We start from the raw sequence: 14,594 nt of genomic DNA on the forward strand, positions 1-14,594 counted from the left end.
CATCTCGCGGTTATCTGGCGGTGAGCGCGACCTGCCTTGATGTGTCGCGAAATCGCCGCGAACAAAAAGAACGGGAATTCACCCGGCCAGAGGACAATCTTCATGACCCGACATCAGCACATCCTTGTCTGGCTCAACGACGTGGCCAGCGATCTGCACGCCACCCGCCAGGACATCCACGCCCACCCCGAGCTCGGCTTCGAGGAAAACCGCACCTCGGCGCTGGTCGCCCGGTCGCTTGAAGAGTGGGGCTACGAAGTCCACACCGGCATCGGCAAGACCGGCGTGGTCGGCGTGCTGCGCAACGGCAGCAGTTCGCGCAAGCTCGGCATCCGCGCCGACATGGATGCGCTGCCGATCATCGAGAACACCGGCGCCTCCTACACCAGCCAGCACAAGGGCTGCATGCACGCCTGCGGGCATGACGGCCACACCGCCATGCTGCTGGGCGCTGCGCGCTACCTGGCGGCGACCCGTCAGTTCGACGGCACCCTGACCCTGATTTTCCAGCCCGCCGAAGAAGGCCAGGGCGGCGCCGAAGCGATGCTCGCCGATGGTCTGCTCGAACGTTTCCCCTGTGATGCACTGTTCGGCATGCATAACATGCCGGGCCTGCCTGAAGGGCACCTGGGCTTTCGCGCAGGTCCCATGATGGCCTCGCAGGATCTGCTGACTGTCACCATTGAAGGCGTCGGCGGTCACGGCTCGATGCCGCATCTGGCGGTAGACCCGCTGGTGGCCGCGTCCAGCGTGGTCATGGCCCTGCAAACCGTGGTCGCGCGCAACATCGATGCGCAGCAGGCTGCGGTGGTCACGGTCGGCGCGCTGCAGGCCGGTGAAGCGGCCAACGTCATTCCTCAGCAAGCCATTTTGCGTCTGAGCCTGCGGGCGCTGACCCCTGAGGTGCGCGAGCAGACCCTCGAACGCGTGCGCGCCATCATCGAATCCCAGGCCGCCAGCTTCGGCTGCGCCTCTCGCATCGAACACCGCCCGGCCTACCCGGTACTGGTCAACCATGCCGCCGAAACCGAGTTCGCCCGTCAGGTCGGCGTCGAACTGGTGGGCGAAGATGCCGTGGACGGCAACACCGCCAAGCTCATGGGCAGCGAAGATTTCGCCTGGATGCTGCAACGCTGCCCGGGCGCCTATCTGTTCATCGGCAACGGCGTATCGCGGCCGATGGTGCACAACCCGGCCTACGACTTTAACGACGACATCCTCCTGACCGGCGCCGCGTTCTGGGGCGCGCTGACCGAGAGCTGGCTCAAGCCGGCCTGACCCTCCCGCTCTTTCTACTGCCGCTGGACCGGGCGCGCCATGTCGTGCCCGGCATTACCCAACAGGTTTCTGGAGAGTTCCCCATGCACACTTCGAGCACAGGTGTTTCGCGCACTCGGCAAGTGGTCGCCGCCGTTATCGGCAACGCGCTGGAATGGTATGACTTCATCGTTTACGGCTTTCTGGCGAGCCTCATCGCTAAGCAGTTTTTCCCGTCCGACGACGAATACGCTTCGCTGTTGATGGCGCTCGCGACCTTCGGCGTCGGCTTTTTCATGCGCCCGGTGGGCGGCATCCTGTTGGGCATGTATTCCGATCGCAAGGGCCGCAAGGCGGCGATGCAGATGATCATCCGCCTGATGACGGTGTCCATCGCGATGATCGCCTTCGCGCCGAACTACGCCGCCATCGGCATGGGCGCGCCGCTGTTGATCGTGGTCGCGCGGATGCTCCAGGGTTTTGCCACCGGCGGCGAGTACGCCAGCGCCACGGCGTTTCTGGTGGAAAGCGCACCGGCCCACCGCAAGGGTTTGTACGGTTCGTGGCAACTGGTGGGGCAGTGTCTGGCGGTGTTTTCCGGGGCCGGGATGGTGGCGTTGTTCACCCATATGCTGTCGCCCGAGGCACTGGACAGCTGGGGCTGGCGCGTTCCGTTCGTGATCGGCCTGCTGATCGGCCCGGTGGGCCTGTGGATTCGCAAACACATGGAAGAGCCGGAAGAGTTCCTCGAAGCGCGCAAACAGGCCAAGGGTGATGGCCCCGGTTTGTTGCAAGTTCTTCGCGAGCATCGGCGGGCGATTCTGGTTTCCATGGGGTTGGCCTGTGGCGCGACTGTGTCGTTCTACGTGGTGCTGGTGAACATGCCGACCTTCGCCCACAAGAACCTCGGCCTGCCGCTGGATCAGGTGCTGCTGGTGCAGATGCTGGCGGTGGCGGTGATGACCGTGGTGATTCCTCTGTCCGGCGCGCTATCGGACCGCCTGGGCCGGCGTCCGGTGCTGATGGCCTTCACCCTGGCGTTTTTCGTGATGGTCTATCCGCTGTTTGTGTGGGTCGCGGCAGCGCCTTCGATTGAACGTCTGCTAGTGATGCAGCTGCTGCTGTGCAGCGCGATCGGCGGCTTCTTCGGCCCAGCACCGACCGCGCTGGCCGAGCAGTTTCCCGTCGAAGTGCGTTCCACCGGTGTCTCGGTGGCCTACAACGTCGCGGTCATGGTCTTCGGCGGTTTTGCTCCGCTGATCGTCACCTGGCTGAGCAAGGTCCTGGCGACGCCGGTGGCACCGTCCTTCTATGTTTTGTTCACTTGCCTGCTGACGCTGTTGGGTACCTACTGCATGCAGGAGACACATCGCGCAAAGAAATCTGTCGCACTTAACCTTGAGGTGAAATCTTGAGCATCCATCCGATTGTTGAAATGGACGCCGATGCGCTGTCCCGGGCCATTCATGCAAGGGACGTCTCGTGCCGTGAAGTGATGCAGGCCTATCTGGCACAGATCGAACGCTTCAATCCGCAGGTCAATGCGCTGGTGTCCCTGCGTTCGGAAGAAGAATTGCTGGCCGAAGCCGACGCCTGCGACCGCCAGCTGGACCAGGGCCAGTCCCGTGGCTGGATGCACGGCATGCCCCAGGCGATCAAGGACCTGGCGGCCACCGCCGGTTTGCGCACGACCATGGGTTCGCCGCTGTTCGCCGAGCAGGTGCCGACGCAGGATGCAATCAGCGTGGCGCGGGTTCGTGAGAGCGGGGCGATCATCATCGGCAAGACCAACGTGCCGGAATTCGGCCTCGGTTCGCAGTCCTACAACACCGTGTTCGGCACCACCACCAACGCCTACGATCCGACGCTGGTCGCTGGCGGCAGCAGCGGCGGTGCGGCGGTGGCGCTGGCCCTGCGCATGCTGCCGGTGGCCGACGGCAGCGACATGATGGGTTCGCTGCGCAATCCGGCGGCGTTCAACAATGTCTTCGGTTTCAGGCCATCGCTCGGACGCGTGCCCCACGGACCGGCGCCGGAGACGTTCGTCCAGCAACTGGCCACCGAAGGGCCGATGGGCCGCACCGTGACCGATGTCGCCCGATTGCTTGGCACTCAGGCCGGCTATGACCCGCGAGTGCCGTTGTCGCTGACTCAGAGTCCGGAGATTTTCCAGCAGCCGCTGGCCCAGGACTTCAGCGATGTCCGAGTAGGGTGGCTGGGGGATTACAACGGCTATCTGCCGATGGAGCCGGGCGTGATGAGCCTGTGCGAATCGGCGTTGCAGGACTTCGCGGCGCTGGGCTGCAAGGTCGAAGCCTGCCAGCCGGACTTTTCAATGGAGCGCCTGTGGCAGACCTGGCTGGTGCATCGGCACTGGCTGGTGCAGGGCAGCCTTGGCGGGTTGTATGCCGATCCGCACAAGCGCCAGCAGCTCAAGCCCGAAGCGCAATGGGAAGTCGAGGGTGGGATGCGCCTGAGCGCGGCGGATGTCTATCAGGCCTCGGTCAGTCGCAGCGAGTGGTACCGGGCGCTGAATGAATTGTTCGAACGTTACGATTTCCTGTTGCTGCCCACCGCCCAAGTGTTCCCTTTTGATGCACAGACCCCATGGCCGCGCGTTGTTGGCGGGCGTGACATGGACACCTATCACCGCTGGATGGAGGTGGTGATCGGCCCGACCCTGGCGGGACTTCCGAGCATGAACGTGCCTGTGGGATTCAATCCGGCGGGCCTGCCCATGGGCCTGCAGATCATCGGCCCGGCCCAGGCCGACTTTGCCGTGCTGCAACTGGCCTACGCCCATGAACAGCTGACGCAATGGGTCAAGCGTCGGCCGCCCGCTTGTCTGCAACTGGCTTGAGGGCGCCGGATGGGCCTGTAACTTGCTGTATAAAATGTCCATCCATTCCGCGCAGAGGGAAGTCGAACACATGGACAGCAAGGCAGAAGGCGGCAGCGTACGTTCCGTGGAGCGCGCCCTGGCGATCGTCGAGTTGCTCGGCGAGCATCAGGCGCTGGGCCTTGAGCAGTTGCATTACCTGACCGCCTTGCCCAAGGCCACGGTGTCACGCATGTTGCTGACCTTGCAGGAGCAGGGCTGGGTCTATCGCGGCTTGAGCGATCGGCAATACCGGTTGCGTGCCAAGTGCCTGTTTGGCGACAGTCAGCAGCGCTTCAAGCGGCGTCTGGTGGAGAACGCCGCGCCGCTGCTGCTGGAGTTGAGCGAACGTACCGGGCTGGTGACGGACCTGTCCTGTTTCGACGGTGAGCGGGTCGAGGTCATGGAAAGTTCGATTCCTTTGGCGTTGCGCAAACGCTATCCGCACAACTGCCAGATCGTCGGGCACAACGCCAGCCTGTTCCATTCAGCCATGGGTCGGGCTTGCCTGGGCGAGTTGCAAAGCGAGGAAGTGGAACGTCTGGCTGCCCGCGCAGGGCTCAGTGACGAATCTCTCTTCAATGCCACCGAACAGGCGCTGCAACAAGGTTTCGGCCAGCGGACCGAAGGCCACTGGGAATACCCGGTGCGCCTGCCGTTCCTGATCCGCGCGGTGGCCTTGCCGATTCGCACCGATGGTCGCCTGGTGGGCAGCATGGCGCTGCACTGGCCGATGGATGAGGCGCCGGTGGAGCGGGTTTTGAGCCTGCACCTCAACAGCCTCGCTGCCACCATTGGTGAAGTGCAGCAGGCGATGGCCTGACCGGCAGCGACAACATTTCTGAAGTGAGCAGCTTTTGTGGCGAGGGGGCTTGCCCCCGTTCGGCTGCGAAGCAGTCGTAAACCCGGTAAGCGCGCAGTGTCTGGAAAACCGCAGTGCATGGTTTTTGGGGCCGCTTCGCGACCCAGCGGGGGCAAGCCCCCTCGCCACAGGTTTTCGTCGCTGTTCAGACATGTATTGAGTCGAAGGATTGGCAGCGGAGAGTTTGCAACTTGTGACAAGCCAGTTAAGGTTCAGCACAGGTTTCTTTGCCCCACGGTTTTCTATGTTCAAGCGGTCTGTCACTAAAACCCTCGCCATCCTGCTGTTGAGCGGCGCTTCTCTGGCGGCCCAGGCCGATTGGTACCTGGACGGCGAGTCTTCGCGGCTGTCGTTCGTCAGCACCAAAAACGCCAACCTGTCCGAAGTGCAGCGCTTTCTGGTATTGCACGGCAAGGTCGATCCTGGCGGGCTGGCGCAGGTGGAGGTCGAGCTCGAATCGATCAACAGCGGCGTGCCGCTGCGCGATGAGCGCATGCGCAAGGAACTGTTCGAGATCGAGAAATTCCCCGAAGCCCTGATCACCACGCAAATCGATCTGCGCCCGATCAACGACCTCGCCTCCGGCGCGCAACTGGAGCTGCGCCTGCCCCTGACCGTCGACCTGCACGGTCGCCAGCACACCTACAATGCCCAACTGCTTGCCACGCGCCTGGATGACCGGCGCTTCCAGGTGGTGACCCTGGAGCCTGTGGTGCTCAACGCCGAAGACTTCGACCTGGCTCCGGGCGTGGAAACCCTGCGCAAGATCGTCGGGTTGTCGGCCATCAGCCTGTCCGTGCCCGTGGGCGCGGTGCTGATTTTCACGGCGCGCTGACATGGCCGGGCCGATCTTTCCCTGGCGAGAAGGCAATCACTTCGAACTACTGATCGACGGCCCGCAGTTCTTTCCGCGCATGCTGGTGGCGATCGCCCGCGCCGAGGAGCAGGTCGAGCTGGAGCTGTATCTGGTGGAGGCGGGCGCTTGTGCCGAGGCCATGGTCCAGGCGCTGGTCCAGGCGGCCGAGCGCGGGGTGCGGGTGCGTTGTCTGTTCGATGATTACGGCAGTCTGGCGTTCACCCTGGCCTTGCGTCAGCGCCTCACGGCCGCCGGGGTCGAGCTGCGCTTCTACAATCGCCTGAACTGGCGGCGCTGGGTTGGTAACTTCTATCGCGATCACCGCAAGCTGCTGCTGGTGGATCAGAGCCTGGCGGTGGTCGGCGGCACGGGTGTCACCGACGAGTTCTGGACGCCGACCGAAGACGTTAGTGAATGGCACGAGGTGATGGTGGAAATCACCGGTCCGCTGGTGCTCGACTGGCAACTGCTGTTCGACCGGCAATGGATCGCCAACCGCCATCGCCGCGCCTGGAAACCGGCTTCGCATTTCGGCCTGCCGCGCCTGCCCCGGGTGCCGTCCACGGGCGAGGGCATGGGCCGGGTCGCCTATGCCGACGCCCGCCAGCACCGGGACATTCTGCAATCGCTGATCCGTGCATTGAACAGCGGCCAGCAGCGCATCTGGCTGGCCACGCCGTATTTCCTGCCGACCTGGAAAGTCCGCCGCTCCCTGCGCCGCGCGGCCTCACGGGGTGTCGACGTGCGGCTGCTGCTGACCGGGCCACGCACCGATCACCCGTCGGTGCGCTACGCCGGGCATCGCTACTACCCGCGCCTGCTCAAAGCCGGGGTAAAAATCTTCGAATACCAGCCGTGTTTCCTGCACCTGAAGATGGTCCTGATCGATGGCTGGGTGAGCATCGGCTCGTGCAATTTCGATCACTGGAATCTGCGGTTCAACCTTGAGGCGAATCTCGAAGCGCTGGACCCGGGGCTGACGCGGGCGGTGACAGCCAGTTTCGAACGGGATTTCGGCTTGAGCCAGGAAGTGAGCCTGGAAGAATGGCGACGCCGGCCGCTGTGGCGGCGGGTCAAGCAGCGGGTGTGGGGATGGGTGGATCGGTTGGTGGTGAATCTGCTGGATAGACGGGGCTGACCGCAGTTTCGTGAACACCCAATATCACTGTGGGAGCGGGCTTGCCCGCGATGGCGTCATAACAGCCAACGTAGATGTTGAATGTTATGTCCTCATCGCGGGCAAGCCCGCTCCCACAGGTTTTTGTGGCGTTCGGAGGATTACAGCAATTGGTGATCGTTCCCACGCTCTGCGTGGGAATGCAGCCCGTGACGCTCTGCGTCGCTGGACGCGGAGCGTCCCCTGAGGCATTCCCACGCGGAGCGTGGGAACGATCAGTCAGGGTTACGTCAGAGCAGCTCAAAACTCTGCTGCGTCACATCCTTGGAATCCAGACCGATCTGCACATTGAACTTGCCCGGCTCCGCCGCGTACTTGAGCTGGGTGTTGTAGAACTTCAGGTCGTCCTCGGTGATGGTGAAGTGCACGACTTTCTGTTCGCCAGCCTTGAGCATCACTTTCTGGAAGTTCTTCAGTTCCTTGAGCGGACGAATCATCGAGCCGGTCACGTCCTGAATGTACAACTGCACCACGGTTTCGCCATCACGCTTGCCGGTGTTCTTCACAGTGATGCTGGCGTCGAGTTTGCCGGTCTTGTTCAGCGTGGTCGACGACAGCGCCATGTCGCTCAGGCTGAAATCGGTGTAGCTCAGGCCATAACCGAACGGGAACAGGGGACCGGTGGTGTCATCGAAATACTGCGAGGTGTAGTTGCCCGGTTTGCCCGGGGTGAACGGCCGCCCGATGCTCAGGTGGTTGTAGTAGGTCGGAATCTGACCCACCGAACGCGGGAAGGTGATCGGCAGTTTGCCCGAAGGGTTGTAGTCGCCGAACAGCACGTCGGCGATGGCGTTGCCGCCTTCGGTGCCGCTGAACCAGGTTTCCAGAATCGCGTCGGCCTGCTCGTTCTCCTGCAGAATCGACAGCGGACGGCCGTTCATCAACACCAGCACCAGCGGCTTGCCGGTGGCTTTCAGGGCACGGATCAGTTCGCGCTGGTTTTCCGGGATGTTCAGGTCGGTACGGCTCGACGATTCGTGGGACATGCCACGGGATTCACCCACGGCGGCGACCACCACGTCAGCATCCTTGGCAGCTTTTACCGCTTCGTCGATCAACTCCTTGGCCGGACGCGGATCATCCACCACTTCCGGGGCGTCGAAGTTGAGGAAGTTCAGGTAGCCGAGAATCTTCGGATCACTGGTGATGTTGGCGCCACGGGCGTAGATCAGCGTCGATTTGTCGCCGATCACGTTGCTCATGCCATCGAACAGGGTCACCGACTGCGCCGGACGCCCGGCGGCGGCCCAGCTGCCCATCATGTCGATCGGCGCCTTGGCCAGCGGGCCGACCAGGGCGACTTTCGCGGTTTTCTTCAGCGGCAGGGTTTCGTTGCTGTTCTTCAGCAGCACCAGGCTGCGGCGGGCCACGTCACGGGCCTCGGCGCGGTGCAAGCGGCTGTCGGCGTAGGTGTCGGCCGGATCATCCTCGGCCTTGCCGATGCGCAGGTACGGATCCTTGAACAGGCCCATGTCGTACTTGGCGTCCAGCACCGCACGCACGGCGTTGTCGATGTCGCTCTGCTTGATCTCGCCGGACTTCAGCAGCCCCGGCAGTTCCTTGCCGTACAGGGTGTCGTTCATGCTCATGTGGATGCCGGCCTTGATCGCCAGCTTCGCCGCTTCGCGACCGTCGGCGGCGACGCCGTGCTTGATCAGCTCGAAAATCGCCCCGTGATCGCTCACGGCCAGACCCTTGAAGCCCCACTCCTTGCGCAGCAGGTCGTTCATCAGCCAGGTGTTGGCGGTGGCCGGCACGCCGTTGATCGAGTTCAGTGCGACCATCACCCCGCCGGCACCGGCGTCGATGGCGGCGCGGTATGGCGGCAGGTAGTCCTGGTACATCTTGACCGGGCTCATGTCGACGACGTTGTAGTCGCGACCGCCCTCGACCGCGCCGTACAGGGCGAAGTGCTTGACGCTGGCCATGATGCTGTCGGCAGCATTGGCGCCGGCGCCCTGGAACGCCTTGACCATCACCCCGGCAATACGCGAGACCAGATAGGTGTCTTCACCGAAACCTTCGGAGGTGCGGCCCCAGCGCGGGTCGCGGGAGATGTCGACCATCGGCGCGAAGGTGATGTCGAGGCTGTCGGCGGCGGCTTCCTTGGCGGCGATGCGCCCGGACAGGCCGATGGCGTCCATGTCCCAGCTCGAAGCCAGGGCCAGGGGGATCGGGAAAATGGTGCGGTGACCGTGGATCACGTCGTAGGCGAAGAACATCGGGATCTTCAGCCGGCTGCGCATGGCCGCGTCCTGCATCGGACGGTTTTCCGGTCGGGTGATCGAGTTGAACGTGCCGCCGATGTTGCCCGCGGCGATTTCCTTGCGGATCAGCTCCCGGGGCATTTCCGGGCCGATGCTGATCAGGCGCAACTGGCCGATTTTTTCGTCGAGGGTCATCTGCTTCATCAGGTTGCTGATGAAGGCGTCCTTGTTTTCCAGCGGCGGGGGCGTCGTAGCGGCCAATACGTTATGACTGGCCAGGCTGACGAGCAAACCCAGCAAACACAGCTTCTTCATGAATAGTTTTCTCAAGGGCCCAAGCGGCGATGCACGCGCCGGTCAGCCAAAAGTTAGGGAGCGTCTATTGTTGTTCGGGTGCTTATCTGAAATCGGCCGCCTTAAAAGGTGCCGCAAGCCGGATGTTTTTTGCGCAGGGCATCTTTTAGCCCATTGTCCCGATGCAATCCAGTGGCGCGGCGGATTATGCCCCAAGAGCCGGCCGAGAGGGTCGTCGGTTGTTTTTTCCAGGCAATGTGAACGGAGTATCACTGTGATGAATGCTAGACAGTCTTACCGGTCGAGGCTGCAGATCGCCACCTTGCTGGTGATGGCGACGTTGCTGACCGCCTGCGGCATCAACAACATCCCGACCCTCGATGAGCAGGCGAAAGCTGCCTGGGGTCAGGTGCAAAACCAGTATCAGCGTCGCGCCGACCTGATTCCCAACCTGGTGGAAACCGTCAAGGGCTATGCCGCCCACGAGCAGGAAACCCTGACGGCGGTGATCGAAGCGCGGGCCAAGGCCACGTCGATTCAGGTCGATGCCTCAACCCTGGACAACCCGGAAAAGCTCAAACAGTACCAGCAGGCCCAGGACGGGCTCACCGGGGCCTTGAGCCGACTGATGGTGGTGTCCGAGCGTTATCCGGACCTGAAGGCCAACCAGAACTTCCTGGCCCTGCAATCGCAGCTTGAAGGCACCGAGAACCGCATCAGCGTGGCCCGGCGCGATTTCATCCTCGCGGTGCAGAAGTACAACACCGAGATCCGCACCTTCCCCGGTCGCCTGTGGCATAGCGTGATGTACAGCAGCCTGCCGATTCGCGAGACGTTCGAAGCAACGCCGGGCTCGGAAAAAGCCCCCGAAGTGAAGTTTTGAACCCGCGTGGGGGGCACGGATGAGGTTGCCAATGCGCGCAATAAAGCTGGGCCTGGTGCTGATACTGTGGCTGTTTGCCCTCGCGGCTCAGGCCGAATTGACGTTCCCGGCGCTGACCGGGCGGGTGGTGGACAACGCCCAGATGATCGAGCCTTCGGTGCGCGAGCAGTTGACGCAACAGCTGGCTGCCCATGAGAAGGCTACCGGCGAGCAACTGGTGGTGGTCACTTTGCCGGATTTGCAGGGCACCGACATCGCCGATTTCGGCTATCAACTGGGGCGCTTCTGGGGTATCGGGCAGAAGGACAAAAACAACGGCGCATTGCTGATCGTTGCCCGGGACGAGCGCAAACTGCGGATCGAAGTGGGCTATGGCCTGGAAGACCGGCTGACCGACGCCCAGAGTTCGGTGATCATTCACCAGGTCATCACTCCGGCGTTCAAGGCCGGCAACTACAGCAAAGGCATCAGCGACGGCGTGGCGGCGATGCTGGTGGTGCTGGGCGGCAATCCCCTGGATGAACCCTCGACGGTGTATGAATCCACTGGCGATCCGGAGGACGACTTCATCTCGCGGCATCCGGCGCTGTTCGTGTTTTTGGTGCTGTTGTTCATCCTGACGGTGTTTGTCTGCCAGATGCTGGGTATCCTTCCCACCGGTCGCGGCGGTTCCGGTGGTTCCGGAGGCGGATTTGGCGGCGGAGGCTTCGGTGGGGGCGGCGCAGGCGGTGGCTTCAGCGGCGGCGGAGGCAGTTTCGGGGGCGGTGGTTCGTCCGGCGGCTGGTGACAACAATAATGAGCAGGCACTTTTCGACATGGCATTACTGACTGAACACGAACAACGCAAGGTCGCCGAGGCCATCGCCCGGGTCGAGCGCGACACGGACGCGGAACTTGTGACGGTACTTGCGGCCCGCGCCGACGACTATGCATACATCCCGCTGCTCTGGGCCAGCCTGCTGGCGCTGGTGGTGCCGGGGATCGTGCATTACCTGACGGGCTGGCTGACCATGCACAGCCTGCTGCTGGTGCAGTGGATCAGCTTCATCGTCCTGTGTCTGGTGTTCCGGGTACCGAAAATCACCACCCACCTGATCCCGCGCTCAGTCCGCCATTGGCGCGCCTCGAACCTGGCGCGGCGGCAGTTCCTCGAACAGAACCTGCACCACACCGTGGGCAGCACCGGCATCCTGATCTTCGTCTCCGAAGCGGAGCGCTATGTGGAAATCCTGGTGGACGAGGGTATCTCCAGCCGCCTGGACAACAAGAGCTGGGACACGATAGTCGCCGAGTTCACCCGCCAGGTGCGCGAGGGCCAGACCTTGCAGGGCTTCGTCAATTGCGTCGAGGCCTGCGGGGAATTGCTCAAGGTGCATGTGCCGGTGACGCATGTGCGTAACGAATTGCCGAATCGGCTGATAGTTCTGGGCTAATCACTGATCCCACTGACAATTGAACCTGTGGGAGCGGGCTTGCCCGCGATAGCGGTGGATCAGTCGACATCAATTCTGAATGTCAGATCGCAATCGCGGGCAAGCCCGCTCCCACAATGGATCTGCGCTGAGTACAAGTCGCCGTTCGTAAATAACTACGTGTCCTCAACCGCCATCCCCCCTAAAATACCCGCCATTCCCGATCCGCCCCGCCCTGAGGCCGTTTTCTCCATGTCTGTTACCGCTACTCCCGCCAGCCTCGCGCCGGATCATCACGCCCAGTTCATCGATCTGCTGCAAACCAGCCTTAAGCAAAACGCCTTCATCAAGCTGGTGCTGGCCAAGTACGTCGGCGATGAGGCGGATCTGCAGCGCATCATCATCAAGGCGGTGGCGGTGAAGGGGCAGCCTTGCCTATCCTTCGTCTATCGCTACAAGACCCGCGACATCACCAAGAACCTGCCGTTGGAAGAGGGCGTGGCGACCATCGCCGGGCTGTTGCCATCCGCGTTCAAAAATGCGCATTTGCTGTCCCTGACCGACGAAGCCCAGCTCGAATACAGCAAAAAGGGCAAGAGCTCGCTGTTCAAGAGCAAACCCCAGCAATTGCGCGAAGTGCCGTCCGCCGAGCACAACCGCGAGAAGAACCGCTTTCTCGACCTGAGCCGGCCGTTTCTCGCCGACCTTGGCGTGACCAACAAACAGCACGAGCTGATTCCGGCGATGTCGCGCAAGTGGAAGCAGATCAACAAATTCATCGAAGTGTTCAGCCATGCGCTGACCTCTTCGCCGCTGGCGCTGGACAAGCCGGTGCGGGTGGCGGACTTCGGGTCGGGGAAGGGTTACCTGACCTTCGCCATCCACGATTACCTGCGCAACACCCTGAACGCCGAGGGCGAGGTGACCGGGGTCGAACTGCGTGAGGATATGGTCAAGCTGTGCAATACCGCGGCGCAAAAGCTCGAGCATCCGGGGCTGGTGTTCAAGTGCGGTGACGTGCGCAGCGTGGCGCCGAGCGAGCTGGAGGTGATGATCGCCCTGCATGCCTGCGACATCGCCACCGACTATGCGATCCACACCGGCATCCGCTCGGGGGCGTCGATCATCATGTGTTCGCCGTGCTGCCACAAGCAGATCCGCCTGCAGATCCAGAGCCCGGCGCTGCTCAAGCCGATGCTGCAATACGGCCTGCACCTAGGCCAACAGGCGGAAATGGTCACCGACAGCCTGCGCGCGCTGTTCCTCGAAGCCTGCGGCTACGAGACCAAGGTGTTCGAGTTCATCTCACTGGACCACACCAACAAGAACAAGATGATCCTGGCGGTCAAACGCGCCGAACCGGTGGACCCGACGGCGTTGTTGGCGAAGATTCAGGAACTGAAGGACTTCTACCACATCACCGAGCATTGCCTGGAAACGCTGCTGCGGGGCGATGGTTACCTGAAATAAACCACGTCCCCCGCGGGAACATAAAAACCTGTGGGAGCGAGCCTGCTCGCGATGGTCGCCAACGATAACGCTGGCTGCCTGATACCCCGCGGTGTTTGCACCTCCATCGCGAGCAAGCTAGCTCCTACAGGGACCGCGTAAACCTGTGGGAGCGAGCCTGCTCGCGATGGTCGTCAACGATAGCGCTGGCTGCCTGACGCCCCGCGGTGTCTGTGCCTCCATCGCGAGCTTGCTCGCTCCTACAGGGTTATGCGGTGGCGGTGCGTGCGGGTTTGATGGCGGTCTTGCGGCCCAGCATTACGGTCACGATCACGCCGGCCGCAAACAGCCAGGTGATCGGCTCGACATGTTCGCCAAAGAACAGCGCGGAAAACGCGATGGTGAAGAAGATCTGCAGCAGCTGGATCTGACTGACCCGCGCAATCCCGCCCATCGCCAGCCCCGCGTACCAGGCAAAGAACCCGATGAACTGCGAAAACAGCGAAACATAGCCAAACGCCCACCAGGTTTTGGCCGAGACTTCGCCCTGATGTTGCAGCGCCAGGTACCACACCGGACCGATCAGCAGCGGGGTCGACAGCACCAGCGCCCAGCAGATCACCTGCCAGCCGCCCATTTCCTTGGCCAACCGGCCGCCCTCGGCATAACCCAGGCCACCCACCGCAATCGCCCCGAGCATCAGCAGATCCCCGGCCTGAATACTGCCGGCACCGCTGATCAGCGCGTAACCGAGCACCAATGCACTGCCCAGCGCTGCACACGCCCAGAAGGCTTTCGACGGACGCTCATGGGACAGCCAAGCGGCGTAAAGCGCCACGCACAGCGGTTGCAGACCGTTTACCAGCGCCCCATGGGACGCCGGCAAGGTTTGCATCGCCCAGGCCGACAACACAGGAAAGCCCAGAATCACCCCGGCAATCACCATACTGAGGCCTCTGACTTGTCTCCAGGTCGGCCATTTTTCCCGACGCCACAACAACAGAATCGCCGCCGGCACCGCCGCGAACAGCGCTCGACCCAGGCCATTGAGCAGCGGATGAAGTTCCTGCACGACGATGCGCGTGAAGGGCAGGGTGAGGCTGAAAATGACGACGCCAAGCAGGCCCAGGGCCATGCCGGTGTTTTCGCGGGAGGACATGATGGCAACCGGAATTGTTGTGATTGGAAGAGCCTTCATCTAGCCATAAACCACCGTTTTTGGCGCTTACAGCTGGCCGAAGAAACATCCGTACAGTTGCGGTCAATACCTTGTGGTGAGGGGGCTTGCCCTAATGCCAGTCAGTTAAGAGATTGAACGA

At 62.5% G+C, this 14,594-nt stretch carries 12 protein-coding genes; 10 read left to right on the forward strand and 2 right to left on the reverse strand.

Features of this window, described 5'->3' with window-relative positions; genetic code table 11:
- Nucleotides 1-102: 102 nt before the first annotated feature.
- The 6 genes from K9857_RS14915 (at nt 103) to K9857_RS14940 (ending at nt 6,991) form a co-directional block, all read left to right on the forward strand.
- Nucleotides 103-1,278, forward strand: coding sequence for a M20 aminoacylase family protein (locus K9857_RS14915; RefSeq protein ID WP_224537002.1), 1,176 nt, complete (start codon nt 103-105; stop codon nt 1,276-1,278).
- 83 nt (nt 1,279-1,361) lie between these two features.
- Nucleotides 1,362-2,672 (forward strand): citrate-proton symporter, encoded by a 1,311-nt coding sequence (locus tag K9857_RS14920; protein ID WP_224537004.1) that lies wholly within the window; start codon nt 1,362-1,364, stop codon nt 2,670-2,672.
- Nucleotides 2,666-4,117 (forward strand): amidase, encoded by a 1,452-nt coding sequence (locus tag K9857_RS14925; RefSeq protein ID WP_318011760.1) that lies wholly within the window; start codon nt 2,666-2,668, stop codon nt 4,115-4,117. The genes K9857_RS14920 and K9857_RS14925 overlap by 7 nt, the downstream gene beginning before the upstream one ends.
- Nucleotides 4,118-4,187: 70 nt before the next feature.
- Complete coding sequence (locus K9857_RS14930; protein WP_224537006.1) at nt 4,188-4,958, forward strand: IclR family transcriptional regulator; 771 nt, start codon at nt 4,188-4,190, stop codon at nt 4,956-4,958.
- 283 nt (nt 4,959-5,241) lie between these two features.
- Nucleotides 5,242-5,832 (forward strand): YceI family protein, encoded by a 591-nt coding sequence (locus tag K9857_RS14935; protein WP_224537007.1) that lies wholly within the window; start codon nt 5,242-5,244, stop codon nt 5,830-5,832.
- Between the two features lies 1 nt (nt 5,833).
- Nucleotides 5,834-6,991, forward strand: a complete 1,158-nt coding sequence (locus K9857_RS14940; RefSeq protein WP_224537009.1) for a phospholipase D-like domain-containing protein — start codon at nt 5,834-5,836, stop codon at nt 6,989-6,991.
- Between the two features lie 269 nt (nt 6,992-7,260).
- On the opposite strand, the gene bglX is transcribed toward K9857_RS14940, so the two are convergent.
- Nucleotides 7,261-9,552 carry a beta-glucosidase BglX gene (gene bglX, locus K9857_RS14945; RefSeq protein WP_224537011.1) on the reverse strand — a complete coding sequence of 764 codons (2,292 nt, stop codon included), beginning with the start codon at nt 9,550-9,552 and terminating at the stop codon, nt 7,261-7,263.
- A 256-nt stretch (nt 9,553-9,808) separates the two neighbouring features.
- On the opposite strand from bglX, the gene K9857_RS14950 reads away from it, so the two are divergent.
- The 4 genes from K9857_RS14950 (at nt 9,809) to K9857_RS14965 (ending at nt 13,296) form a co-directional block, all read left to right on the forward strand.
- Nucleotides 9,809-10,414 (forward strand): LemA family protein, encoded by a 606-nt coding sequence (locus tag K9857_RS14950; RefSeq protein WP_175376236.1) that lies wholly within the window; start codon nt 9,809-9,811, stop codon nt 10,412-10,414.
- A gap of 31 nt (nt 10,415-10,445) precedes the next feature.
- Nucleotides 10,446-11,201, forward strand: coding sequence for a TPM domain-containing protein (locus K9857_RS14955; protein ID WP_224537013.1), 756 nt, complete (start codon nt 10,446-10,448; stop codon nt 11,199-11,201).
- 28 nt (nt 11,202-11,229) lie between these two features.
- Complete coding sequence (locus tag K9857_RS14960) at nt 11,230-11,847, forward strand: TPM domain-containing protein (protein ID WP_224537015.1); 618 nt, start codon at nt 11,230-11,232, stop codon at nt 11,845-11,847.
- Nucleotides 11,848-12,078: 231 nt separating this feature from the next.
- Nucleotides 12,079-13,296, forward strand: coding sequence for a class I SAM-dependent methyltransferase (locus K9857_RS14965; protein WP_224537017.1), 1,218 nt, complete (start codon nt 12,079-12,081; stop codon nt 13,294-13,296).
- Nucleotides 13,297-13,543: 247 nt separating this feature from the next.
- Here K9857_RS14965 and K9857_RS14970 read toward each other — a convergent pair whose 3' ends face one another.
- Nucleotides 13,544-14,434, reverse strand: a complete 891-nt coding sequence (locus K9857_RS14970) for a DMT family transporter (RefSeq protein ID WP_224537019.1) — start codon at nt 14,432-14,434, stop codon at nt 13,544-13,546.
- Nucleotides 14,435-14,594 lie beyond the last annotated feature (160 nt).

The sequence above is a fragment of the Pseudomonas sp. REP124 genome (genome assembly GCF_020164475.1).
Taxonomy (GTDB): Bacteria; Pseudomonadota; Gammaproteobacteria; order Pseudomonadales; family Pseudomonadaceae; genus Aquipseudomonas.

Bases quoted from the DNA above. Each gene is read 5' to 3' on its own strand.
- K9857_RS14915 (WP_224537002.1), top strand. From the start codon at position 103: ATGACCCGACATCAGCACATCCTTGTCTGGCTCAACGACGTGGCCAGC.
- K9857_RS14920 (WP_224537004.1), top strand. From the start codon at position 1,362: ATGCACACTTCGAGCACAGGTGTTTCGCGCACTCGGCAAGTGGTCGCC.
- K9857_RS14930 (WP_224537006.1), top strand. From the start codon at position 4,188: ATGGACAGCAAGGCAGAAGGCGGCAGCGTACGTTCCGTGGAGCGCGCC.
- K9857_RS14935 (WP_224537007.1), top strand. From the start codon at position 5,242: ATGTTCAAGCGGTCTGTCACTAAAACCCTCGCCATCCTGCTGTTGAGC.
- K9857_RS14940 (WP_224537009.1), top strand. From the start codon at position 5,834: ATGGCCGGGCCGATCTTTCCCTGGCGAGAAGGCAATCACTTCGAACTA.
- bglX (WP_224537011.1), bottom strand. From the start codon at position 9,552: ATGAAGAAGCTGTGTTTGCTGGGTTTGCTCGTCAGCCTGGCCAGTCAT.
- K9857_RS14950 (WP_175376236.1), top strand. From the start codon at position 9,809: ATGAATGCTAGACAGTCTTACCGGTCGAGGCTGCAGATCGCCACCTTG.
- K9857_RS14955 (WP_224537013.1), top strand. From the start codon at position 10,446: ATGCGCGCAATAAAGCTGGGCCTGGTGCTGATACTGTGGCTGTTTGCC.
- K9857_RS14960 (WP_224537015.1), top strand. From the start codon at position 11,230: ATGGCATTACTGACTGAACACGAACAACGCAAGGTCGCCGAGGCCATC.
- K9857_RS14965 (WP_224537017.1), top strand. From the start codon at position 12,079: ATGTCTGTTACCGCTACTCCCGCCAGCCTCGCGCCGGATCATCACGCC.
- K9857_RS14970 (WP_224537019.1), bottom strand. From the start codon at position 14,434: ATGTCCTCCCGCGAAAACACCGGCATGGCCCTGGGCCTGCTTGGCGTC.